The 22,150-nt window shown below is 72.3% G+C and carries 23 protein-coding genes and 2 pseudogenes; 9 read left to right on the top strand and 16 right to left on the bottom strand.

What is annotated here, in order from left to right:
- Nucleotides 1-41: 41 nt before the first annotated feature.
- The 5 genes from ACH4KB_RS07955 to ACH4KB_RS07935 form a co-directional block, all read right to left on the bottom strand.
- The gene (locus ACH4KB_RS07955) at nt 42-1,115 is read right to left on the bottom strand and encodes an aspartate-semialdehyde dehydrogenase (RefSeq protein WP_398064768.1); all 1,074 of its coding nucleotides are present in this window, start codon (nt 1,113-1,115) and stop codon (nt 42-44) included.
- Complete coding sequence (locus tag ACH4KB_RS07950) at nt 1,112-2,383, bottom strand: aspartate kinase (protein WP_215110292.1); 1,272 nt, start codon at nt 2,381-2,383, stop codon at nt 1,112-1,114. Before ACH4KB_RS07950 ends, ACH4KB_RS07955 begins: the two co-directional genes overlap by 4 nt.
- 257 nt (nt 2,384-2,640) lie before the next feature.
- On the bottom strand, nt 2,641-3,234 hold the full coding sequence (locus ACH4KB_RS07945; protein WP_398064766.1) for a Uma2 family endonuclease: 594 nt from the start codon (nt 3,232-3,234) through the stop codon (nt 2,641-2,643).
- Between the two features lie 50 nt (nt 3,235-3,284).
- Nucleotides 3,285-4,247 (bottom strand): hypothetical protein, encoded by a 963-nt coding sequence (locus ACH4KB_RS07940; RefSeq protein WP_398064764.1) that lies wholly within the window; start codon nt 4,245-4,247, stop codon nt 3,285-3,287.
- Between the two features lie 390 nt (nt 4,248-4,637).
- Nucleotides 4,638-4,802: a hypothetical protein gene (locus ACH4KB_RS07935; RefSeq protein ID WP_398065644.1), complete on the bottom strand. Its 165-nt coding sequence runs from the start codon at nt 4,800-4,802 to the stop codon at nt 4,638-4,640.
- On the opposite strand from ACH4KB_RS07935, the pseudogene ACH4KB_RS07930 reads away from it, so the two are divergent.
- Nucleotides 4,743-4,910 (top strand): annotated as a pseudogene (locus ACH4KB_RS07930) (transcriptional regulator); the annotation flags it as partial. The gene ACH4KB_RS07935 and the pseudogene ACH4KB_RS07930 overlap by 60 nt on opposite strands.
- Nucleotides 4,907-5,116 carry a DUF397 domain-containing protein gene (locus ACH4KB_RS07925; protein ID WP_398064762.1) on the top strand — a complete coding sequence of 70 codons (210 nt, stop codon included), beginning with the start codon at nt 4,907-4,909 and terminating at the stop codon, nt 5,114-5,116. The pseudogene ACH4KB_RS07930 and the gene ACH4KB_RS07925, both read left to right, overlap by 4 nt.
- A gap of 118 nt (nt 5,117-5,234) precedes the next feature.
- Here the strand turns inward: ACH4KB_RS07925 and ACH4KB_RS07920 are convergent, their stop codons facing one another.
- From ACH4KB_RS07920 to ACH4KB_RS07895, 6 genes are all read right to left on the bottom strand, one after another.
- Entirely contained in the window at nt 5,235-5,783 is a 549-nt protein-coding gene (locus ACH4KB_RS07920; RefSeq protein ID WP_398064760.1) for an SgcJ/EcaC family oxidoreductase, read from the bottom strand.
- Nucleotides 5,784-5,928: 145 nt separating this feature from the next.
- Nucleotides 5,929-6,261, bottom strand: a complete 333-nt coding sequence (locus ACH4KB_RS07915) for a helix-turn-helix transcriptional regulator (RefSeq protein ID WP_398064758.1) — start codon at nt 6,259-6,261, stop codon at nt 5,929-5,931.
- A complete protein-coding gene (locus tag ACH4KB_RS07910) occupies nt 6,258-6,644 on the bottom strand; it encodes a type II toxin-antitoxin system RelE/ParE family toxin (RefSeq protein ID WP_398064756.1) in 387 nt (128 codons plus the stop codon). Before ACH4KB_RS07910 ends, ACH4KB_RS07915 begins: the two co-directional genes overlap by 4 nt.
- 99 nt (nt 6,645-6,743) lie before the next feature.
- Nucleotides 6,744-7,403, bottom strand: a complete 660-nt coding sequence (locus tag ACH4KB_RS07905; RefSeq protein ID WP_397918372.1) for a DUF5063 domain-containing protein — start codon at nt 7,401-7,403, stop codon at nt 6,744-6,746.
- 143 nt (nt 7,404-7,546) lie between these two features.
- The gene (gene recR, locus ACH4KB_RS07900; RefSeq protein WP_018961762.1) at nt 7,547-8,146 is read right to left on the bottom strand and encodes a recombination mediator RecR; all 600 of its coding nucleotides are present in this window, start codon (nt 8,144-8,146) and stop codon (nt 7,547-7,549) included.
- Between the two features lie 103 nt (nt 8,147-8,249).
- Nucleotides 8,250-8,594 (bottom strand): YbaB/EbfC family nucleoid-associated protein, encoded by a 345-nt coding sequence (locus ACH4KB_RS07895; protein ID WP_164207076.1) that lies wholly within the window; start codon nt 8,592-8,594, stop codon nt 8,250-8,252.
- A gap of 367 nt (nt 8,595-8,961) precedes the next feature.
- On the opposite strand from ACH4KB_RS07895, the gene ACH4KB_RS07890 reads away from it, so the two are divergent.
- Complete coding sequence (locus ACH4KB_RS07890; protein ID WP_398064754.1) at nt 8,962-9,762, top strand: SLATT domain-containing protein; 801 nt, start codon at nt 8,962-8,964, stop codon at nt 9,760-9,762.
- A 127-nt stretch (nt 9,763-9,889) separates the two neighbouring features.
- On the opposite strand, the gene ACH4KB_RS07885 is transcribed toward ACH4KB_RS07890, so the two are convergent.
- From ACH4KB_RS07885 to ACH4KB_RS07875, 3 genes and pseudogenes are all read right to left on the bottom strand, one after another.
- Nucleotides 9,890-10,540, bottom strand: a complete 651-nt coding sequence (locus ACH4KB_RS07885) for a hypothetical protein (RefSeq protein ID WP_018961765.1) — start codon at nt 10,538-10,540, stop codon at nt 9,890-9,892.
- 282 nt (nt 10,541-10,822) lie between these two features.
- Nucleotides 10,823-11,509 (bottom strand): annotated as a pseudogene (locus tag ACH4KB_RS07880) (GntR family transcriptional regulator); the annotation flags it as partial.
- A 242-nt stretch (nt 11,510-11,751) separates the two neighbouring features.
- The gene (locus tag ACH4KB_RS07875) at nt 11,752-13,134 is read right to left on the bottom strand and encodes an aspartate aminotransferase family protein (RefSeq protein ID WP_398064752.1); all 1,383 of its coding nucleotides are present in this window, start codon (nt 13,132-13,134) and stop codon (nt 11,752-11,754) included.
- A gap of 197 nt (nt 13,135-13,331) precedes the next feature.
- On the opposite strand from ACH4KB_RS07875, the gene ACH4KB_RS07870 reads away from it, so the two are divergent.
- The 3 genes from ACH4KB_RS07870 (at nt 13,332) to ACH4KB_RS07860 (ending at nt 16,646) form a co-directional block, all read left to right on the top strand.
- A complete protein-coding gene (locus ACH4KB_RS07870; RefSeq protein WP_398064750.1) occupies nt 13,332-13,937 on the top strand; it encodes a type 1 glutamine amidotransferase family protein in 606 nt (201 codons plus the stop codon).
- On the top strand, nt 13,930-14,457 hold the full coding sequence (locus tag ACH4KB_RS07865; protein WP_398064748.1) for a MarR family winged helix-turn-helix transcriptional regulator: 528 nt from the start codon (nt 13,930-13,932) through the stop codon (nt 14,455-14,457). Before ACH4KB_RS07870 ends, ACH4KB_RS07865 begins: the two co-directional genes overlap by 8 nt.
- Before the next feature lie 341 nt (nt 14,458-14,798).
- Nucleotides 14,799-16,646, top strand: a complete 1,848-nt coding sequence (locus ACH4KB_RS07860) for a serine/threonine-protein kinase (RefSeq protein WP_398064746.1) — start codon at nt 14,799-14,801, stop codon at nt 16,644-16,646.
- Here the strand turns inward: ACH4KB_RS07860 and ACH4KB_RS07855 are convergent.
- The gene (locus ACH4KB_RS07855; RefSeq protein WP_398064744.1) at nt 16,628-17,887 is read right to left on the bottom strand and encodes an MFS transporter; all 1,260 of its coding nucleotides are present in this window, start codon (nt 17,885-17,887) and stop codon (nt 16,628-16,630) included. The genes ACH4KB_RS07860 and ACH4KB_RS07855 overlap by 19 nt on opposite strands.
- A gap of 253 nt (nt 17,888-18,140) precedes the next feature.
- Between ACH4KB_RS07855 and ACH4KB_RS07850 the strand changes: the two genes are divergently transcribed.
- From ACH4KB_RS07850 to ACH4KB_RS07840, 3 genes are all read left to right on the top strand, one after another.
- On the top strand, nt 18,141-18,719 hold the full coding sequence (locus ACH4KB_RS07850) for a TetR/AcrR family transcriptional regulator (protein ID WP_398064742.1): 579 nt from the start codon (nt 18,141-18,143) through the stop codon (nt 18,717-18,719).
- 278 nt (nt 18,720-18,997) lie between these two features.
- The gene (locus tag ACH4KB_RS07845; RefSeq protein WP_398064740.1) at nt 18,998-19,951 is read left to right on the top strand and encodes an aldo/keto reductase; all 954 of its coding nucleotides are present in this window, start codon (nt 18,998-19,000) and stop codon (nt 19,949-19,951) included.
- 66 nt (nt 19,952-20,017) lie between these two features.
- Complete coding sequence (locus ACH4KB_RS07840; RefSeq protein ID WP_398064738.1) at nt 20,018-21,322, top strand: serine hydrolase domain-containing protein; 1,305 nt, start codon at nt 20,018-20,020, stop codon at nt 21,320-21,322.
- Between the two features lie 57 nt (nt 21,323-21,379).
- On the opposite strand, the gene ACH4KB_RS07835 is transcribed toward ACH4KB_RS07840, so the two are convergent.
- A complete protein-coding gene (locus ACH4KB_RS07835; protein ID WP_398064736.1) occupies nt 21,380-22,099 on the bottom strand; it encodes a TetR family transcriptional regulator in 720 nt (239 codons plus the stop codon).
- Between the last annotated feature and the right edge of the window lie 51 nt (nt 22,100-22,150).

Here is a 22,150-nt window from a genome sequence, read left to right as displayed (position 1 = left end):
TTGCTCATGGGGCGTTCACAGATCCTACAAAACAGGTTCGATCACGCCCGAGGGAATTCGGCCGCGACCGATTCGGCGATCTGCGCCACGTTCAGAGCCGCACCTTTTCGGAGATTGTCACCGCAAAGGAACATTTCCAGGGCATGCGGATCATCCATCGAACGCCGGACGCGGCCCACCCAGGTGGGATCGGTGCCCACCACATCGGACGGAGTGGGGAAGTCGCCGGACGCCGGGCTGTCGAAGAGGACCACGCCGGGGGCGGTCGCCAGGATCTCGTGCGCCTTGCCCACGGCGACCTCGTTCTCGAAGCGGGCGTGGACGGACATCGAGTGCGTGGCGATCACGGGAACGTACACACAGGTCGCGGTGGTCTTCAGATCCGGCAGGCCCAGCACCTTGCGGCACTCCTCGCGGAGGGCGATCTCCTCGGAGGACCAGCCGTCGCCGGCGTCCGTACCCGCCCAGGGCACGACGTTCAGGGCGACGGGTGCGGCGAACGGGCTCCCCGCCGCCTCCGCGCTGTCCCCCAGGGCCCGCCGTACGTCCCCGGGCCGGGTGCCCAGCTCCGTGCCGGCCACCAGGGCCAGCTGCTCGCGCAGGGCGGCGACGCCCTCCCGGCCCGCGCCGCTGACGGCCTGGTAGGAGGAGACGATCAGCTCGCGCAGTCCGAACTCGGCGTGCAGGGCGCCGATCGCGACGATCAGCGACAGCGTGGTGCAGCTCGGGGACGCGACGATGCCGCGCGGCCGGAGCCGGGCGGCATGGGAGTTGATCTCCGGGACGACCAGCGGCACGTCGTCGTCGAGCCGGAAGGCGGCCGAGTCGTCGATGACGACGACGCCCTTGGCGGCGGCGATCGGGGCCCAGCGGGCGGACACCTCGTCCGGCACCAGGAAGAGGGCCACGTCGATGCCGTCGAACACGTCCTCGGCGAGCGCGAGAACCTCGCTCTCCTCACCGCGCACGACCAGCTTGCGGCCGGCCGAGCGCGGTGAGGCGACGAGTCTGACCTCGCCCCAGACGTCCGCGTGCTGCGAGAGGATCCGGAGCATGACACCGCCGATCGCCCCGGTCGCGCCGACGACCGCGAGCGAAGGGCGGTGCCCGGTCATCGGCCGGTGCCTCCGTAGACGACGGCCTCGTCGGAGTCGCTGTCGAGACCGAAGGCGGTGTGCACGGCGCGCACGGCCTCGTTGACGTCGTCGGCGCGGGTGACCACCGAGATGCGGATCTCGGATGTCGAGATCAGCTCGATGTTCACGCCCGCGTCGGCCAGCGCCTCGAAGAATCCGGCCGTGACGCCCGGGTTGGTCTTCATGCCGGCGCCGACCAGGGAGATCTTCGCGATCTGGTCGTCGTAGCGGAGCGAGTCGAAGCCGATGGAGCTCCTGGTCCGTTCCAGGGCGTCGATGGCCTTGCGGCCCTCGGCCTTGGGCAGGGTGAAGGAGATGTCCGTCAGGCCGGTCGACGCGGCGGAGACGTTCTGCACCACCATGTCGATGTTGACCTCGGCGTTCGCGATGGCGCGGAAGATCGCGGCCGCCTCGCCGGGCTTGTCCGGGACGCCGACGACGGTGACCTTGGCCTCCGAGACGTCATGGGCGACTCCGGAGATGATCGCGTGCTCCACCTGCTGGTCCCCTTGCGGCTCGTTGCTGACCCAGGTGCCGCGCAGTCCGGAGAAGGACGAGCGGACGTGGATCGGGATGTTGTAACGGCGTGCGTACTCGACGCAGCGGTGCAGCAGCACCTTGGAGCCGGACGCGGCCAGCTCCAGCATGTCCTCGAAGGAGATCCAGTCGATCTTCTTCGCCTTCTTCACGACCCGGGGGTCCGCGGTGAAGACGCCGTCGACGTCGGTGTAGATCTCACAGACCTCGGCGTCCAGCGCGGCGGCCAGCGCGACGGCGGTCGTGTCCGACCCGCCGCGGCCGAGGGTCGTGATGTTCTTGCCCTCCTGGCTCACGCCCTGGAACCCGGCGACGATGGCGATGTTGCCCTCGTCGATCGAGGTCCGGATGCGGCCCGGCGTGACGTCGATGATGCGCGCTTTGTTGTGGACCGAGTCGGTGATGACACCGGCCTGGCTGCCCGTGAACGACTGGGCCTCATGGCCCAGGTTTTTGATCGCCATCGCCAGCAAGGCCATGGAGATCCGCTCGCCGGCGGTCAGCAGCATGTCGAATTCACGGCCGGTAGGCATCGGAGACACCTGCTCGGCGAGGTCTATCAACTCGTCCGTCGTGTCGCCCATCGCGGACACCACGACAACCACCTGGTTGCCGTTCTTCTTGGCGTCGACGACTCGCTTGGCGACCCGCTTGATGCCCTCGGCATCGGCTACGGAGGAGCCTCCGTACTTCTGCACGACAAGGCCCACGTGCGCTCCTCGCTCAGTCATTACTGCGGTCGGCTCAGTTTAACGAGCAGCCCGGAATAGACCCGCTCATATCGGATGGTGAGATGTCCCGCTCACCACCCGGTACGGCGTGTCGCTCCGAGCCGCTCGTACGGGGCTGTTGCCCACGCAGCCCGGCAGCACTCCCGTTTGTGTCGCAGCCCACACGATCGGGTACGTCCCAGCCCACACGATCCGTGGCGGACCGGCGAGCCGGGAGGGTCAGTCGGCGTACGCGTTCACTCGGCGTACTCCTTGAGCTTCTCGGTGTCGAGCGCGAAGCCGACCGGCTCGGGTAGCTCGACGACCGCGCCGATGGGCCGGGTGGTGGCGGAGCGGTACGCGCCCTTCTCCGGCTCGGTGAAGACGGTGACCGAACACGCGTCACGGTCGACGAGCAGGTAGACCGGAATGCCGGCGGCCGCGTAACCGTCGGGCTTCTCGACCCGGTCGCGCCGGTTGGTGTCGGCGTCGGGGGAGTCGGCGTCGCGGGAGGTGACCTCCGCGGTCATCAGTACGCCGGTGGGGTCGGCCCACTCCCCCGCCCCGGCAAAGTGCTCGTCGGGCGCGAGGACGCCGTCGGGGCGGGCGCGGCCCTTGCGGTACGTCTCGACCGCGAGGCCCTGATCAGGGAAGAGCGACAGTTCCGGACGCCGCTGCATGCACTGCCTCAGCAGCCACATGACGATCGCCCCGTGATTGCCGTCAGGCACCGCCTTGACCTGGACCTTTCCGTTGATGAACTCCAGCCGCACCAGTTCGGGGGCTCGGCGGGCGAGTTCCTCGAACTCCTCGACACTCATCTGCGGCTGGGCGGTGGTCCTGGGGGTCATGGCGTCGCCTCCTTGCCTCCATGGTGCCCCGACCGGGATCTCCCGCACGCTCACCGGCGCGACCTCGGGGCCGGGAGGACCGGGCGGACGGTGGCCGAGCGGAGTTCGGCCATGCGGGCGGCGACGTCGACCTCGGCGCGCGGCCGGGCCAGGAAGGTGTCGGGTACGTCGCCGGTCAGGCCCATCGCCTCGTCGCGGGCGACCTGGGCGCGGCAGTCGGAGCACACGCCGTGGTCCAGCGTGGTCGTTGTCTCGTCCTCGTCGCAGAAGAGGCACATCATCACCATGCCCACGATCTGCTCGCTCGGGTGGTCGTTCTCCGGCCGGGGTGCGGGGCTGGGCGGCATTTTGGTCTCCAGTCGTTTACGGAGGAGGGGTCCGGCGGAGTGCACGGACGCCGGCAGGCCCGAGGTCAGGGCCTGGGTGATCTGTTCGCGGCCGACGCCACGCGCCAGCCACTCCCCGACCAGGTGTTCCAGCGCCACGCAGTCCCCCTCGGAGAGCTGGAGCCGGGGCTCGCGGCGGCCGAGCCCGGCGAGGACGTCGTACGCCTCCGAGCGCGGGGCGCGGACGCCGGGGCGGAGCTCCTCGGCCGTTTCGGCGGCAGCGGGGGCCGGGGGCTGACCGACGGCGGCGGGTGCCGGGGGCTGGCCGGGCGCGTCCAGGCCCCGGACGAACCGCACGTGGGCGGCCCACCAGTCGGCGTCGCGGGCGGTCCGGGAGAAGTACGTACGCGTCACCCAGCGCATCTGGCCGTCGAGCAGGGTGACTTGGACCCTGATGCGCCGCAGGTGCCCGGCCCTGGTCAGCCGGTCGAGCGCGCTGCGGCACGCCTGCTGCCCGTAGTCCGGCAGCTCCTCGGCGAGCACTTTGTAGCCGATCGCCGCACCTTCGGGGAGCCGGTCGACGTACGCGGCGATGGCCGCCTCACGCGGCTCCAGACCGGCGAAGTCGTCGGCCCGGGACGGGGCTTGGTCTGGGGCGTGACGCTTTCCGTACCCGGCTTTCGCCATGGGGTGGGCAGCGGGTGCGCGCAGGGCGGCACTAAGGTTGGCAGTAGCCATGGGGATCGCCTTTCTAGGGGCTTCGATCTCTTACGGTCAGACCCCGGTCGGTGTTGGTAGCACCACCGGGGTTGTCCGTTTTACGGATAGTGGGTTGCTCATCGCGAACCTAGAGCGTGCGTACGCTCCGGCGCAACCTGGTCACCTACCGTCACTTCTGGTCGAATTCGCGCAGCCCGCAGCGCGGTTCGGAACCTGGTCAGGGAGTGGGTAGGGAGGGTGGGTGGGTTGAACCCAACCACCCATTCCTACAGAGAGAGCTCGAAGCCCGATGCTCGCGGCTCGGGGCTTGAGCCTCGGGCGGACCTGCGGGATTGCGCCTGGGCGGAACACAGGGCCTCAAGTCGCCACCCCGCCGCCTCCGTCGCGGTCGCGGCGTACGTCCTCCCGGATTCGTTCCGCCATCAGGTCGGCGAGCGGGTCCTTCACGTCCCAGGAGTGCCCGACCGCTCGCTGATGTCGTACGCCGAGTCCGCCCAGCACGGGCGTCTGGAACGCAACCACGCACTCGTCCTCCCTCTGTTGACGACCTACCATCAACTACAGGAAGAGGCTCTGTCGCAAGCGGCTTCCATAACCATGATCAGAAAGTTGCGAGAGGGCACCCTGTGACGACCGAAACCCCCCGGTGGTTCACGTCCTCGTACAGCGGCAACGGTGGCCAGTGCGTCGAGGTCGCCACCAACCTCGCCGCCCCGCACGGCGTCGTCCCCGTCCGCGACTCCAAGAACACGGGCGGCCCAGTCCTCGACATCCCCGCCACCGCGTTCACCACGTTCGTCACGGGCGTCCGGGCCGGAGACTTCGGCACCGTCTGAGCCGCCCGGGCAACAGCCCCACCGCGCCCGCGCTGTGGGGCTTCGCCATGCAGGCACCGGGGGCCGGCGCTCCGGACTTGAGCCTCGGGCGGGAACGAGGGATCGCGCCCCGCCCGGTTCAGCCCGCCGTCAGCGTCTCCACGTCGAGGACCTGGGTGTTCTGCGCGGCCGCGATACGCCAGACCCCGTCGTCCTTGGCCAGGAAATAGGTCGGGGTGCCGGGGACCGCCTCCGGGTGGGCGGCCACCAGCGCGGAGGGGTCCTCCTGGCCGTGGAAGACCTCGTCCAGGAACACCCCGTCCCGGGTGGCCGGGCGCTGGCGGATCTTGACGGCGGCGATGTCGGGGCGGACGAAGAGGATCAGGTCGACCGTGTACGTGGCGGTCACCGGGGAGTCCGCCTGCGGAGGCAGCACCTTGCGGGTGAAGGCGCTGATCTCCGGCAGGCCGGTCAGCCGCTTGCCGTGGGCCGTGGTCCAGATGGCGTCCTCACGGAAGCCGTCGAGGAAGGCCTCGGGCAGCGCGTTCTGCTGGGCGTGCTGCACGCCGGCGACGAACGCCACGATGGCGTCCACGTCCTCCCGCGGGGCGGGCACTCCGATGACGGTGGGTGCGGTGTCGGTGGACGTGGAGGCGGTGGGCGTGGAGGCGGTGGGCGTGGCGCTCATGAGGAATCTCCTTGCGGGGCGCGGCCGTTGCGTCGGCCGTTCACCAGGAGCCTCGGCCCTCAAGCGCGGTTGAGGTCAAGTGGCTGCGGTTCCGCCCAACCGGCGGTACCTGAAGGCTCGTTGGGCGTTCAGTGAAGACCGCCCGTCAGGCCGCCCCGACCGTTCGATCCCCGTACTCGATGGACACCTTGATTCTGGCACCAAGCGCAGCCGCGTAGGTACGCATGCTCTCCAGGTTGTGGATCTCGCCCCGTTCGATCTGGGACACCCGCGCCTGCGAAATGCCGACGGACTTGGCCACCTGCGCCTGGGTCAGGCCCTGCTCCTCGCGGATCACCCGCAGATGGTGCCCCAGCACGTACGCCTCGGTTGCGGTACGCGCCGCTTGCCTGCGGCCTTCCCGTTCGATGTCGGTCGCCTCCGGTGCGGCCCCGCGCATCCGCTGCTTCACCTCGGTCCAGCTGCTGTGCTCGCTCATCGGACACCTCCCGGGTCCCCGGGCGCACCGGACGCGGCCCGATATTCGTCGTATCGGCGTTCGGCCACCGGGATCGACTCGCGATACCAGTCGCTCCACCGGCCCGCTTTGTCTCCGGCCACCAAGAGGATGGCCCGCCGCCCCGGATCGAAGACGAACAGGATGCGAACCTCACTCCTGCCGGAGCTGGCCGGCCTCAGCTCCTTGAGGTTAGGGAGACGGCACCCCTGGAGCCGGTCCACAAGCGGTCGACCCAACGTAGGCCCGCTGTCAGCCAGCATGTCGACCGCCGCTTCGACAAGGTCAGCCGTCACGGGGTCCTCCTCCGCCAGCCTGAGCAGCCACAGCTCCACCGATGAGTGAAGGTTGATCTCCCAGTTCATGCTTCATACCTCAGCGTACGCCGCAACCTGGTAGAAGCGTTTCCTTATATCCTCTGCTCAAACGAGTGAACGAGAGAATCCGGGTCCTGCACGTTCCGGCTACTTCACCGGGCGCAGGCCCAGCGGCCCCGCGATCTCCTCCAGCATCACGCGGCCCGCCTCCTCGGCGAGGTCCTCCTCGCCCGGGTCCTGGTCGGTGTCCAGGCCGTCCAGCTCCTCCAGGGGCTGGCCGAGGCGGATGTGGGCGACCAGGGACTGGAGGGCGCGGAGGGTGGCGGAGGCGGTGGAGCCCCAGTTGGAGAAGTAGGAGAACTGCCACCACCACAGCGCCTCGGCGGTGCGCTCGGCGTCGTAGTGCGCGAGGCCGTGGCCGAGGTCGGTGACCAGGTCGGCCAGGTCGTCGGAGATCCGGTGCGGGACCGGGGCCTTGCGGGGCTCGTACGGGTCGAAGACCTCGGAGTAGACGTCGATCGGCTCCAGCAGCGCCGCGAACCGCTCGCGCAGGCCGTCCGCGTCCGGCTCGGGGCCGAGGTCCGGTTCGTACCTCTCGTCGGGCAGGACGTCCTCGTACGCGCCGAGGCGGCCGCCGGCGAGGAGGAGCTGCGAGACCTGGAGGAGCAGGACCGGGACGGCCTCTTCCGGCTCGTCGACCTTGGACACCTCGGTGACCGCGACGATGAACGTCTTGATCTGGTCCGCGATCTGGACGGCGAAGTCGCCCGGGTCCTGCGTGACGGAGTTCAGCGTGGCGTCAGACATCGAGGGGACCTCCCGTGGGCGCGGTCACAGACGGTGAAGCGGACGGCGAAGGGGGCAACGAAGGGGACGACGAAGGGGACAGCACAAACGACGTGGGCAGCGGAGCGGGCTGCTGTACGTGTCGGGGGCGTACGGCGGTGGTGTCAGACATCCAGCAGCCGCCTCCCCTCGAAGGCACGGCCCAGGGTGACCTCGTCGGCGTACTCCAGGTCGCCGCCGACCGGCAGGCCGCTGGCCAGCCGGGTCACTCTGAGGCCCATCGGCTTGACCATCCGCGCCAGGTACGTCGCGGTGGCCTCGCCCTCCAGATTGGGGTCGGTCGCGAGGATCAGCTCCGTGATGGAGCCGTCCGCGAGCCGCGCCAGCAGCTCGCGGATGCGCAGGTCGTCCGGGCCGACGCCCTCGATGGGGCTGATCGCCCCGCCCAGGACGTGGTAGCGGCCCCGGAACTCACGCGTCCGCTCGATCGCCACGACGTCCTTGGGCTCCTCGACCACACAGATGACGCTCCGGTCGCGGCGCGCGTCCCGGCAGATCCCGCACTGCTCCTGCTGCGCGACATTGCCGCACACCTCGCAGAACCGGACCTTGTCCTTGACCTCCAGGAGGGAGTGCGCGAGCCGTCGTACGTCCGTGGGCTCGGCCTGGAGGATGTGGAAGGCGATCCGCTGCGCGCTCTTGGGACCGACGCCGGGCAGCCTGCCCAGTTCGTCGATGAGGTCCTGAACAACGCCTTCGTACAACGGAACGCCTTTCTTTGCTTCCTGCTCCGTACCGTAGTGGGTACGGGTCGGTACCAGTAGGTCTCGCGGGCCTGTGCGACCTACCGGCCGGTGCCCGGTCCGGTCAGAACGGCAGGCCGGGGATGCCGCCCCCGCCGCCCAGGCCCTGGGCCAGCGGACCGAGCTTCTCCTGCTGGAGCGCCTGCGCGTTCTCGTTGGCCGCCTGGACGGCCGCGACGACGAGGTCGGCGAGCGTCTCGGTGTCCTCCGGGTCCACCGCCTTCGGGTCGATCACCAGGGCGCGGAGCTCGCCGGAGCCGGTCACGGTGGCCTTCACGAGACCGCCGCCCGCCTGTCCGTCGACCTCGGTCCCGGCCAGTTCCTCCTGGGCCGCCGCGAGATCCTGCTGCATCTTCTGGGCCTGCTGGAGCAGCTGCTGCATATTGGGCTGACCACCACCGGGAATCACGGTCACTCCTGGCATCTCGACGACGAATGTTTCGGTAAGCCGAGCCTACGTGCTCCCCGGTCACCGCGCTCCACCCGCCAGGGACCAACTCTTTCGGGTGAGATTCAGGAAGCGGCGTGAGTGCTCCTATACCTGACCAGCGGCCGTGCACAGGCGGGAATCCCGCGATTTCGACCCCATGGCCCACCATTCGGCGGTAGGAAGGGCATGCACATCGACACACGAGCGTGCATGTGCGGTGACGCAGAGTTACCCCACGGGGGTCGTCGGTCGCGCGGACCGCCCCGCCCTCCCCGGGCCGGTCGGGTCCGGTTCCGGGAAGCCCGTCGCGTCCGTCCCGTCCGTCAGAGTGCAGAGGAGTGCCCCGGTGAGTCAGCCGGAGATGCAGCCCGAGGGGCCGCCCCGCAAGGAGTCCGATGCGGGATCCGGTGAAGACGGAGTTGAGCATTCCGCTTCCGGCCCGGGCAGGGGACGTCCCGCCGGGCGTGATCTGACCGGGCGCCCCTTCCCCCTCGGCGACTGGGGCGAGCCGGCCGAGCGGCTCGACGAGCTCTACCGCTGGGTCGAGACCGGGGCGCTGGACACCGCCGACTGGTATCTCAACGACCGGGTCTGGAAGCGCCGGGCCGCCAGGGCCCTGCGGATGGGCACCGCCGCCGGGGTGGTCGCCGGGGCCGCCCTGCCGCTGCTCGACCTGACCGGCACCCTGAGCGGCTCGGCGGGCTGGGGCTACCTGTCCCTGCTGCTGGGGGCCGCCTGCATGGCCGGCGACCGGTACTTCGGTCTCACCTCCGGGTGGATAAGGAATCTCGCCACGGCCCAGGCCGTACAGCGGCGGCTCCAGGTGCTCCAGTTCGACTGGGCCTCGGAGTGCGTACGGGAGATGCTCGGGCCGACCGAGGGCACGGCCAGCGAGGCGGCCGAGCGGTGCCTGGGGGTGCTGCGGAGGTTCTCCGAGGACGTCACCGAGCTGGTGCGGTCGGAGACGGCGGACTGGATGGTGGAGTTCCGGGCGGGGCCCGCGCCGATGGGCATGCAGGCCCTGGCGACGGGGAGCGCCGGGGGGCGCGGTGAGTCGGGGGCGGCGCCGGGGCGGTTCTCGATGCCGTCGGTGGCGGCGCGGCCGAACATGCCGCGGCAGCGGCCGCCGGAGTCGCCGCCGCGGTGAGGTGCGCCGGGGCCCGGGTGAGGCTTCGGGGGCGCTGCCCCCGGGCCCCCGGGCCCCCGGGCCTCAATCGCCGGACGGGCTTGATTCTGGCGTCCCGGTCCGGGAAAGAAAGCGCTCTGACTTCACGTCAGCTGAAGATGATCATTGAGCCCTGGGCCAGGCTGCGGGTCGCCGCCGCGTGGAGGCCGAGCCAGACGTGGCGTTCCCGGGCGAACGGGCTGTCGTCGTAGGGGATCGGGTCCGCCGGTTCCTCCAGGGCCGTGGGGCCGGAGGGCGGTTGCGGGGCGGCCGGCGGGTTGGCCGGGTCGATGCCGATGGACGGGGCGACGAACTCCAGCTCGCGCAGCAGACCGTGCGCGGAGCCCAGCGGTCCGCCGCCCGCCAGGAGCGCGTCGTCGGACAGGGGGGCCGGGAAGTCCACCGGGACGTACGCCCCGGCGTGGTCGTAGTGCCACACCAGATGCGACTGCTGCGCGGCCTGCTCGAACATTTCGAGGAGCTGCTCGTAGTCGCCGTCGAGACCCGCGACGGGCGTGACGGCCAGGCCGCTCAGCTGGAGCAGGTAGGCGCGGCGCAGGAAGTGCAGGGCGTCGTAGTCGAAGCCGGCCACGGGGGCGACTTCCCCGTTGAGGCCCGGCATGTAGGCGTAGACGGGGACGGGCGGCAGCCCGGCGTCGTTCAGCGCCTTGTCGTAGACGGCGATCTCTTCGGCGAACGGATTGTCGGCGCTGTGGCACAGCACATCGACGAGGGGGACCAGCCACAGGTCACAGGCCACGAAGTCTCGCTCTCGGAAGGGTTCGGGCGGTCGTCGGGACAGCGTAATGCGGGGCGAACCTCACGCACAGTGCCCCGGGGGCTTCGGGGTCTCCGGAGACTCCCCCGAGACCCCGGACTCCCCGGAGACCCGGGACTCCCCCGGCTCCCCCGACTCACCCGAGACCCCCGAGACCTCGAACTCCCCGGATACCACGGGCTCCCCGGGCTCCCCGGGCTCCCCGGGCTCCCCGGGCTCCCCGGGCTCCCCGGGCTCCCCGGGCTCGGAAGGGTCCGGCGGTCCGGGGGCGTCTCCCCCGGCTGCCCGCGCCTCCAGCCGGTCCGCCCAGGCGAGCGCGTGCGCGTAGTAGGAGTGCATGGCGGCGTGGACCTGCTCGTGGTCGGCCCGGGCGATGGCCTCGACCAGGTCCTCGTGACCGAACCACAGCACGTCCTCGTCCATGCCGTCGCGGCGCAGCCGGTGCACGGCGAACACCCAGGACTGGACGCGGAGCCGGGTGAGGAAGTCGGAGACGTAAGGGTTGAGGACGAACTGCCCCAGCTCCCGCCAGAACCGCAGGTCGTACCCGATCAGCACGTCGAGGTCGCCGCCCTTCGCCGCGCGGACCGCCTCCGCCGCCCGGCGGCGGATCGGGGCGAGCCCCTCGGGCCGGACCGCGACCCGCTCGGCGGGATTGCGGAAGAGGCCCTCGACGACGAGGGCGCGGGCCTCGGCCATCGCGCGGAAGTCGGCGACGGTGAATTCGCGCACCTGGAAGCCGCGGTGCTGGTCGGAGGCGAGGAGCCCCTGTGCGGAGAGGTCGAAGAGCGCCTCACGGACGGGTGTGGCGGAGACCCCGTACTGCTCGGCGATCTGCTTGACGGTGAACTCCCGGCCCGGCGGAAGACGCCCTGCCAGCACCTCGTCACGCAGTGCGTCGGCGATCTGCTGGCGCAGGGTGTTGCGCGTCACACCTCCGCTCGGACTCATACCGGCCCCCATCCGTCCGTCTGTCCCTGTCCGCCCCCGGCCCCGGCCCCCGTACACCGAGCGCTTCCGGCATCGGCCGTTTCCGGCGGGGGTCATTTCTGGCGGGGGTCATTTCTGGTTCGGGTCACCTTAAGCCAGACCCGCCGCCGTGCCCGATTCCGGGCACGGCGGGGATGCGCACAGGGTTGATCGCGTACGGAGCCGAGCAGTCCGGTTACCCGGCGTGCGGGCCGGGGGCGCGGTTACGCGCCCTGCACCGTGTACGTGTCGGCGACGGAGAGAGCGACGTCCAGGGCCGCCAGCCCCTCCTTGGCCTCGGCCTCGGAGACGTTGCAGGCGGGGACGGCGTGGGTCCGGTTCATGTTGATGAACGGCCACAGCCCCTGCTTCTTCGCCGCCGCGCCGAAGGCCGCCATGGGGGCGTTGGCCTCGCCCGAGGCGTTGTACGGGACGAGCGGCTCGCGGGTCTCCCGGTCGCGGACCAGGTCCAGCGCCCAGAACGCGCCGAGGCCGCGCACCTCGCCCACCGAGGGGTGGCGTTCGGCGAGTTCGCGCAGGCCGGGACCGAGGACGGTCTCGCCGATCCGGGCCGCGTGCTCGACGACCTTCTCGTCCTCCATCACGCCGATGGTGGCGACGGCGGCGGCGCAGGCCAGCGGGTGCCCGGAGTAGGTGAGGCCGCCGGGGTAGGGGCGGGTCTCGAAGGTCGCGGCGATCTCGGCGTTGATGGCGACGCCGCCCAGCGGTACGTAACCGGAGTTGACGCCCTTGGCGAAGGTCAGCAGGTCCGGCACGACGTCGAAGTGGTCGGCGGCGAACCAGGCGCCGGTGCGGCCGAATCCGGCCATCACCTCGTCGAGCACGAAGACGATCCCGTACCGGTCGCAGATCTCGCGGACGCCCGCCAGATAGCCCGGCGGCGGGGTCATGATGCCGGCCGTGCCCGGGATGGTCTCCAGGATGATCGCGGCGATGGTGGCCGGGCCCTCGAAGGCGAGGGTGTCCTCCAGGTGCTGGAGGGCGCGGGCGCACTCCTCGGCCTCGTTCGCCGCGTGGAACGGGGAGCGGTAGAGGAACGGGGCCCAGAAGCGGACGACGCCCGCCGAGCCGTTGTCGGAGGGCCAGCGGCGCGGGTCGCCGGTGAGGTTGATCGCGGTGGAGGTCCCGCCGTGGTACGAGCGGTAGGCGGAGAGCACCTTCGTGCGGCCGGTGTGCAGCCGGGCCATGCGGATGGCGTTCTCGACGGCCTCGGCCCCGCCGTTGGTGAAGAAGATCTTGTCCAGGTCGCCCGGGGTGCGCTCGGCGATGAGGCGTGCGGCCTCGGAGCGGGCCTCGATCGCGAACGCGGGCGCGAAGGTGGCGAGCTTGCCCGCCTGCTCCTGGATCGCGGCGATCACGGTGGGGTGCTGGTAGCCGATGTTGGTGTAGACGAGCCCGCTGGTGAAGTCCAGGTAGCGGTTGCCGTCGTAGTCCCAGAAGTAGGACCCCTCGGCGCCGGCGACGGCGAGCGGGTCGATGAGGCCCTGGGCGGACCAGGAGTGGAACACGTGCGCGCGGTCCGCGGCCTTCACGGCCGCACCGGCCGCGGGGTCGGCGGACGGGGCATGAGGGGCATGAGGGGTCATGCGGCGAGCGTAGGCGCTGGTGGGGGCCGCCTCCATGGCCACCTTGTACGGCGTGGGGCGGATGGGTCGGCAGGGTGTCGGGTCCGGGGGCGGTGGTGGGTCCCTGTGGGTCCGTTCCCCTGTGGGTCCCTTCCCTCATTGATTGACAGCATGCTGTCGATATGACAGTCTCCTGTCATCGAGCCGAGGAGGTCATCATGACCAACAGCAGCGACAGAACCGCACATCTCGCCGTCTACGACACCTTCGCCGACTGGGAGACCGGGCACACCACGGCCCATCTCGCACAGAACGGCTACACCGTACGGACCGTGGGGCTGACCCGGGAGCCGGTGACGACCATGGGCGGCCTGCGGATCCAGCCCGACCTGGCGTTGGACGAACTGCGCCCGCACGACAGCTCGTTGCTGATCCTGACCGGTGCGTCCGGGTGGGACACGGGGGAGACTCTCGCCCCGTTCGCACGGGCGGCCCGGGGATTCCTGGACGCGGGGGTCCCGGTCGCGGCGATCTGCGGGGCGACGGCCGGGCTGGCCCGGGAGGGGCTGCTGGACGGCCGCGCGCACACGAGTGCGGTCTCCTTCTACCTCGCGGCGACGGGGTACGCGGGCGGCTCGCGGTACGTGGAAGCGGACGCGGTCACGGACGGCGGGCTGATCACGGCCGGGCCGACGGAGCCGGTGGCGTTCGCGCGGGAGGTCTTCGCGCTGCTCGGGGTGTACGGGCCGGAGAAGCTGGACGCGTGGTACCGGCTGTTCCACGACTCGGACGCGAGCGCGTACGAGGTGTTGCAGGGTGAGTGAGGGCGCGGGGGGTGCGGGACGCGTCCCGTCCGAGCAGGAGTTGCTGAGCCGGGCGGCGCTGACGGTGTTCCGGCTGAACGGGCAGTTTCTCTCGGTGGCCGACGAGTTGGCGCGGCCCGGGGGGCTCACGTCGGCGCGGTGGCAGGTGCTGGGAGCGGTGCTGGTGGAGCCGTTGCCGGTGGCGGGCATCGCCCGGGCGATGGGGATCACCCGGCAGAGTGTGCAGCGGATCGCGGACCTGCTGGTCGAGCGGGGGCTCGCGGAGTACGCGGAGAACCCGGCCCACCGCCGCGCGAAGCTGTTGCGGGCGACGGAGGCGGGGCGGGAGGTGGTCTCCCGGATCGGCCCGCCGCACGCGGAGTTCGCCGCACGGCTGGCGGGGGAGGTGGGGGTGGAGAACCTGACGGCGACGGTGGGCGCGCTGGAACGCCTGTCGGAGGCCCTGGCCACCTTGTCCCCTGCGGAGTCCCCTGCGGAGTCCCCTGCGGACCGGGCCGACCCGAGCCCGTCCGGCGCTTGAGGACGGAACCGTGCCGGTGTCGGGGCTCGGCCTTGCCTGGTCGGCTCCGCCGGGACACCGGCGGTGTTGCGTGCGTCGCCCCCGTCCGATCAAGGGTTCCGTCCTCAAGCGCCGGACGGGCTGGGGAGTGCGGGGCCGACCCGTCCCGGGCCACGGTTCCGTCCTCAAACGCCGGACGGGCTGGAAAGGGAAGCGGACGCCGGGCCGGATGGGGAGTGCGGTCCGGCTGTTCTGGAGAGGGAACCAAGGGGGCGGGGTGTCGTGTCCTAGACGGGGAGCCGGGGTGGGTGTCGGGTCGCGGCGCTATCCTCTTGCGGGCCGCACGGGGGAGGAAGCGCACCATGGACAAGCTCGGGTCCGATGACCCGCACCGCATCGGTGCGTACCGTCTCCTCGGCCGCCTGGGCGAGGGCGGCATGGGCCAGGTCTTCCTCGCCCGCTCCGACCGCGGCCGCACCGTCGCCCTCAAGCTCGTCCGCCGCGAGCTCGCCGAGCAGCCCGAATTCCGGGCCCGCTTCCGCCAGGAGGTCCGTGCCGCGCACCGCGTCGGCGGGGCCTGGACGGCACCGGTGCTGGACTCCGACACCGAGGCCCCCGTCCCCTGGGTCGCCACCGGTTACGTCGCCGGGCCCTCCCTCCAGCGCATCGTCTCGGGCCGCCCCGGCGCCCCGGTCACGGACTCGGGGGCGTACGGGCCGCTGCCGTTGCGTTCCGTACGGTTCCTCGGCTCCGGGCTCGCCCACGCGCTCCAGCACATCCACGGGGCCGGGCTCATCCACCGGGACCTGAAGCCCTCCAACGTCCTGATGACCATCGACGGCCCCCGGGTCATCGACTTCGGGATCGCCCGCGCCCTGGAGTCCGTGCCCGACGGCGATCTGACCCGTACCGGGGCCCTGGTCGGCTCCCCCGGCTTCATGGCCCCCGAGCAGGTGCGCGGCGAGCGCGTGACCACCGCGTGCGACGTGTTCTGCCTCGGGTCCGTCCTCGCGTACGCCGCTTCGGGCCGGCTGCCGTTCGGCACGACGGAGAGCGGCGGGGTCCACGCCCTGATGTTCCGGATAGCCCAGGAGGACCCGGACCTGACCGGGGTTCCGGAGGACCTGGCCGGCGTCGTCCGGGACTGCCTGGCGAAAGACGCGGCGGCCCGTCCCGGCACCGGCGAGATCCTGGCCCGCCTGGGCGATGCGGAGGCGGACGAACCCTGGCTGCCCGCGGCCCTGATCGCCCAACTCGGCCGCCATGCCGTGGGGTTGCTCGACGCGGAGGACCCGGATGAGCCGGAGGCCCCGGAGGCCCCGGACAACCCCCATGAGCCGGATGAGCCACGCGGCCGGCAAGCTCCGCACGGCCCTCCAGGCGGCCAGGGCGCCCCGGGCGCTCAGTATCCGCAGCGCCGCCACGCCCCGCAGCACCCGCAGCACCCCCAGTACACCCAGTACACCCAGCACCCGCAGAACGCCCCTACGGGCCCGGAGACGGCGGGTAGCCCCGCTCGGCCGCCCGTCGCCCCGATACCGCCCGCGCCCCACCCGTACGCTCCGCACCACCCGCCGTACGGCACCCCCGCCGCCCCGCAACCGACCCCCGGCCGTACCGCCGAACAGTTCTTCCCCCCGGCCTACTTCGCGCCCACCGCTCCCCCGCCCGCCCGGGAGCGCCGCTCCGCAGGGGCCACCGCCGCGCTGGTCGCCGTCGCCGTGATCGTGGCGATCGGGGCGGGCGGATCGGTGTACGCGTTCATGAACGGCACCGCACCGCGGACCACCGCGTCCTCGGGACCCTCGGGGGCCACCGAATCCGGCGGTGGCCAGCAGGGCAGCCAGGGAGGCGCCGTCCCGGAGGACTTCCTGGGGACCTGGACCGGCTCCATACCCGGCGAACAGGGCACCGCTTCAAGGACGTTGACCATCCGGCAGGGGAAGGTGGGCGACGAGGTCCTCGCCCTCACCGCCGAGGGGCCCCTCGCCTCCGGATCCACGTACCGCTGCGAGTTCACCGCCCCCCTCGCCGACCGGCCCACCGGGGACGGGCCGGTCCGTATCGGGCCCTCCACGGTGTCCTCCGGCCGCCCGGCCTCCTCCTGCACTCCCGGGAAGCCCACCGAACTGACCCTGCTCCCGGACGGGGACCTGCGCCGGTCCACGGCCGGGACGGGCGAGAGTCTGATCTACACCAGGTCGGACTGAGAGGCTCCCGGAACCGGCGCAGCGGCCGGCTCCACGCCCGCCCCGGAGGACGGTGTCCGCAGCGCCCGGCTGATCAGCGCCGCGCCGCCCAGCAGCACGAGCACCACCACCATCGCGTTCCGCAGCCCCACATGGTCGGCCAGGAAGCCCAGCGAGGGCGGGCCGACCAGGAACGCCGCGTAGCCCGCCGTCGAGACCGCCGCGACCCGGGCCGAAGCGTCCCGCACGCCCTCGCCCGCCGCCGAGATCGTGACCGGGAACCCGAGGGAGGCGCCGAGTCCCCACAGCACCACCGCAGCCCCGGCGAGCAGCGCGTTGTCCGAGAAGACCACCAGCGCCACGCCGACCGCCGCCACCACGGCGCTGGCCCGGACCACGGCCGCCGGGCCGTAACGCACCAGCAGGGGCCCGCCCGTGAACCGGCCCGTCGTCATCGCGACGGCGAACAGCATGAACGTCAGCGAACCGGCCGTCGCACTCGTCCCGTGGCCGTCCACCATCAGCAGCGGCAGCCAGTCGTTGGCGGAGCCCTCCGCGAAGGCCATGGCCAGCACGATCAGGCCGATCAGCACCAGCCGCCGGTCACGCCAGACCGCCACCTGCGCGCGCACGCCTCCGGTCCGCTCCCCGTCATCGGCCTCCGGCCCCTCCTGCCCCGTGCCCGCAGGCACCGCCCGTACGGTCCACACCCCGGCCGCCGCGACGGCGACGGCTATCGCCGCCAAGTGCCAGCCGACCGGGAACCGGACCGCCGTCAGCCCCATCCCGACCAGCGCGCCGACCACGGTCCCCAGGCTGAAGCAGCCGTGCAGCACCGGCAGGACCGGGCGGCCCACGGCCCGTTCGACGGCCGCGCCCTCGATGTTGAACGCCACCTCCGCCACGCCCAGCCCGGCGCCGAACAGCGCGAGACCGCAGAACACCCCGGCCGACGCCTCCAGCGCCGCGCCCCCGGCGATCACCAGCAGGCCGGCCACGATCAGCCCCGCCCCGGCAGCCATCACCGGCCGCCCGCCGTGCCTGCGCACCAGCCCGCCGGAGGCCAGCACCCCGGCCATCGACCCGACGGAGAGCCCGAACAGCACGAGACCCATCGATCCGGTCGTCACGTCCAGCGCGTCCCGGACGGCCGGGGTGCGGGCGACCCAGGACGCCATGCTCACCCCGGAGGCGAGCATGAAGAGGAAGAGCGCCGCGCGCCAGCGGCGGGTGGTGGCGTCCATGACCGGCGGATTCTTCATGGGGGTGGGGCCTCGGCAGACAGGTGGGGAGGTGGGGAGGTGGGGAGGTGGGGAGCACTTCCGGCGTTCGAGCGTACGCTCGTACATTCTCCTCGTCGACCCCTCGACCCCTCGACCCCTCGACCCCTCGACCCCTCGACCGCTCGGCCCCTCGGCCCCTCGGCCCGTCGACCGTCGGCCGCGCGACCGCGCGGCCGCCCCTCCCCCGCGCTCTATGCTGCGAGGAGGACCGAGCCCACCGAGGAGGCCCCGCGTGGCGACAGGGCGCACCGACCCCGACCGGCGGGACCGGATCATCGACGCCGTGCTGGACCTCATCGTCGACGAGGGCGTCGCGGGTGTTTCGCACCGTAAGGTCGCCGCCCGCGCGGGCGTGCCGCTGGGCTCGATGACGTACCACTTCTCCGGCATGGACGAGCTGCTGCACGAGGCGTTCACACGGTTCTCCGGCACGATCGTCGCCGTCTTCGAGGAACGCCTCGGCGCCGCGAGCACCCCCGACGAGGCGCGCGAAGCCGTCGCCGATCTCGTCCACCACCTCTCCGGCGGCAACCAGCGCGAGCTGATCCTCACCCACGAGCTCTACACCCTCGCCGCGCGCCGGCCCGCCTACCGCGAGCTCACCCGCACCTGGATGGGTCGCAGCCGCCGCGCCCTGGAATGGCACTTCGACCCGGCCACCGCCCGTCAGCTCGACGCGCTCATCGAGGGCCTGTCGATCCACCGCGCCCTGGAGACCGAGCCCCACGAGCGCGCCCTGACGGTCGAGGCGATCGCGCGGATCACGGCACCGGGCCCCGCCGGAGACCAGGGGCCCCGGAAGCGCGGCTGAGCGCTGTACGTGGCGCGTGCGGCCACGCGCGGCGCCCGGTTCCGGACAGCCGACGCCCGGGTTCCGGACGGACGGCGCCCCGGTTCCGGACAGCCGATGCCCCGGTTCCGGACAGCCGACGCCCGGTTTCCGGTCAGGCTTTCCCGCGCCCGGGGCGTGGTGGACATCCCGAAGTCGTCCAGAGGTCGGCAAGTAGGAACGGGATGCTGTGCTTCGGCACCGCGGGCTGTTGCTATGAGGTGGTCGCTTTCCTCTGTGGAAAAGGGAGTTCTCGCAGGATGCGAACCACAACACTGGGCAGGGACGGGCCGGTCGTCGGACGGCTGGGACTGGGCGCGATGGGGCTGTCGTACCGCTACACCCCGTCCCTCAGGGACAGGAGCAAGGCCGTATCGCTGGTCCAGGAGGCGGTGGACCTCGGGGTCAACCTCGTCGAGACGGCCGGCGCCTACGCGGCCGGGGACAACGAGCGGCTGATCGGCGAGGCCATCCGCGGGCGCCGGGACGAGGTGGTGCTGTGTACCGGCGGCGGCCTGCTCGGCGACGCCGACGGTGTGCTGCGGCCCGCGGGCGGTCCGCAGGCGCTGCGGGCCGCGGTCGACGAGAGCCTGCGCCGGCTGCACGTGGACCACATCGACCTCTATCTGCTGCGCCGCGTCGATCCGGGCGTGCCGCTGGAGGAGAGCTGGGGTGCGCTGGCCGAGCAGGTCTGGGCGGGGAAGATCCGCATGCTGGGGCTGCCCGTCGTCACCGTCCCGGAGGCCCGCGCCGCCGAAGCCGTGCACGAGGCGGCGGCGATGGCCGCCGAGGTGTCGCTCTTCACCCGCTGCGGTCTCGACGACGTCGTGCCGTACGCGGTGGAGCGCCGGATCGCGCTGCTGGCCGGCGCCCCGCTCGGCCGCGGTCTGCTGACCGGCGCGCTGTCCCGCTCCGACGACCTGGCCCCGGACGACTGGCGGCGTACCCAGCCCCGCTTCGCCCCCCGCGCCATCCGCCACAACTACGCCCTCACCCAGGCGGTCGCCCAGGTGGCCGCCCGGCACGAGGCCACCTCCGCGCAGGTCGCCCTGGCGTGGCTGCTCCGGCTCGGCGAGCACGTGGTGGCGCTGCCCGGCACGACGGTGCCGTACCACCTCGCGGAGAACCTCGGCGGCGACCGGATCCGCCTGACCGAACAGGACCTGACCGACCTGGAGTTCCTGCCCTACCCGGCGGGCGCCCCCGAGGTGTGAGCCGAGCCCGGCCCACGCACCGCCCGCCCCCGTCCCTGGCTCCCCACCACTTCTGGAGTTCTTGACATGACGACCTCTCTGGTACGGCAGGTCCTCCCGCGACCCAGACCCCGTCCGACGACGGCCGGCGTCCACGGAACCACGGCGCCCGGGTTCGCCTCCGTGCGCCATTCCTTCGAACGGGCCTGCCGGGACGCGGGTCCGGCCGGTTCCCAAGGGGCCGCGCTGGCGGTCGTACGCGACGGAGAAACGGTCGTCGACCTGTGGCACGGAACCGCCGACCCGGTCACCGGGACTCCGTGGACCGGCGACACCCTCGTCCCCGTGCTGACGGGGTCCCACGGGATCCTGGCCACGGCGGTCCTGCTCCTCGCCGACATGGGCGCGCTCGCGCTGGAGGCGCCCGTCGCCGACTACTGGCCGGAGTTCGCGGCGCGCGGCAAGGGCGCGGTGACGCTGCGGGACGTGCTGACGTTCACCGCCCGGCTCCCGGGCATGGCGGCCGACCTCGACCAGCGCGATGTCGAGAACCCCCAGATGATGGCCGCGCTGCTCGAACTGCACAGCCCCGAGGAGGACCCGCGGGCGGGCGGCGTGCTTCACGGGCCGTGGACCGCCGGATGGATCGCCGCCGAGGTGATCCGCCGGGTCGACGGCCGCGATCTCGACCTGTTCTTCCTGGAGGAGATCGCGGGACCGCTCGGCCTCGACATCCATTTCGGCCTCGTGCCCGACCAACTGCCGTACGCCGCCCGGATCTCGTACGACGCCGGCTTCCGCGCCCGCTTCCCGGCGCCGGAGGGCGGAAGGGGCGGGGAGACGGCACGCGGCGGGGCGGTACGCGCGGGGACGGGACGCGGCGGGGCGGGCGACAGCGCGGCGGGCCTCTCCGGGCGGGTCTGGCACAACCCGTCGCCGTTTCCCGCGGACGCCGGGGTGTGGAGCGAGAGCCGACGGCGGTACGCGGTCATCCCCTCGCTGGGGGCGTACGCGTCGGCGCGCGGCCTGGCCCGGCTCCAGGGCATCCTGGCGGCGGACGCCGCACGGGCCCCGGGCGAGGAGCCGCTGCTGCTGTCGCGCCGCACGCTGGACCAGGCGCGGAGCTTCTGGGTCGAGGGCCTGGATCCGCTGCTCGGCGGGGTCAGCGCGTACGGCGAGGGCGGCCTCCAACTCCTCGACGAGGGCCTCCACCCGGACGTCCGCTCCGGCGCTTTCGGCCACCAGGGTCCCGGCGGAATCGCCTATCAGACCTGGCCGCGAGCCGGGGTCGGCGCCGCCCTGGTCCGCAGCCGGCTGACGGCGGGCCCCCGCGCGCAGGTCCTGGACGCGGTGGCGGACGCAGCGGCGAGATCGGTGCGGACGACCGCCTGAGAGCGGGCGGAGTGGGGGCCGGAACCCGCCTGACGACTGGTTCCGGCCCCCACTCCGTCAAGCACGCGGCGTCGGGACGTCCGTCCGGCCCGTCTGGTCCGTCAGGTCCGTCAGGTCCGCCAGGTCCGTCGGGCCCGTCAGGCCCGTCCGGCCTGTCGGGGCCGCCAGGCCCGTCCGCCCGGTCCGCCCCGTCTTCCCCGCCTGAGCAGTCCGCTCGGCGGCGAGGCCGTGCAGGACGACGTTCCAGACCGAGTCCCAGACCGAGTCCCAGGCCGAGTCCCGGGTCGCTCCGTGTGAGGCCATCGCGCCCTCCGCGAGATGTGCCAGCAGGGCCACCGCGTCCTCCGGGGAGACTCCCGGACGCAGCCGTCGCGCGTCGTGGGCCCGGTCGAGCAGGCCGCGGAGCACGGGGAGCCAGACCTCCGCCAACGGCGATACGTCCCCGGGGCCGTCGGCCTCCAGGCGGCGGGTGGCGCGCACGAAGGCGTCCTCGTGGGCCAGCCGGGCCAACGCACCGATCAGTGTGCGCAGTTCACGTAAGGGGTCGGGGGCGGCCGCGAGGTCTCCCAGGCAGCGCTCGAAGCGGGCGCGCCCCGCCGTGCGCACCTCCTCGGCCAGAGTGGTCTTGTTCCCGAAGTGAAAGGTCAGAGCGCCGATCGAGGTCGCGGCCCGCCGGCCCATCCGCTGGAGGGAGGCGCCCTCGTAACCGCGCTCGGCGAACTCGTCGGCGGCCGCTTCCAACACGGCCTGACGCGTCCTGGCCGCCCGTTCCTGCATGCGCCTTCTCCTTGGACCTCGGCAAGTAGTCGTGCTCTGTGCAAGAAATAT

It is taken from the genome of Streptomyces sp. NPDC017520 (assembly GCF_044329855.1).
Taxonomy (GTDB): Bacteria; Actinomycetota; Actinomycetes; order Streptomycetales; family Streptomycetaceae; genus Streptomyces.
This window is presented reverse-complemented; position numbering and strand designations above follow the sequence as displayed.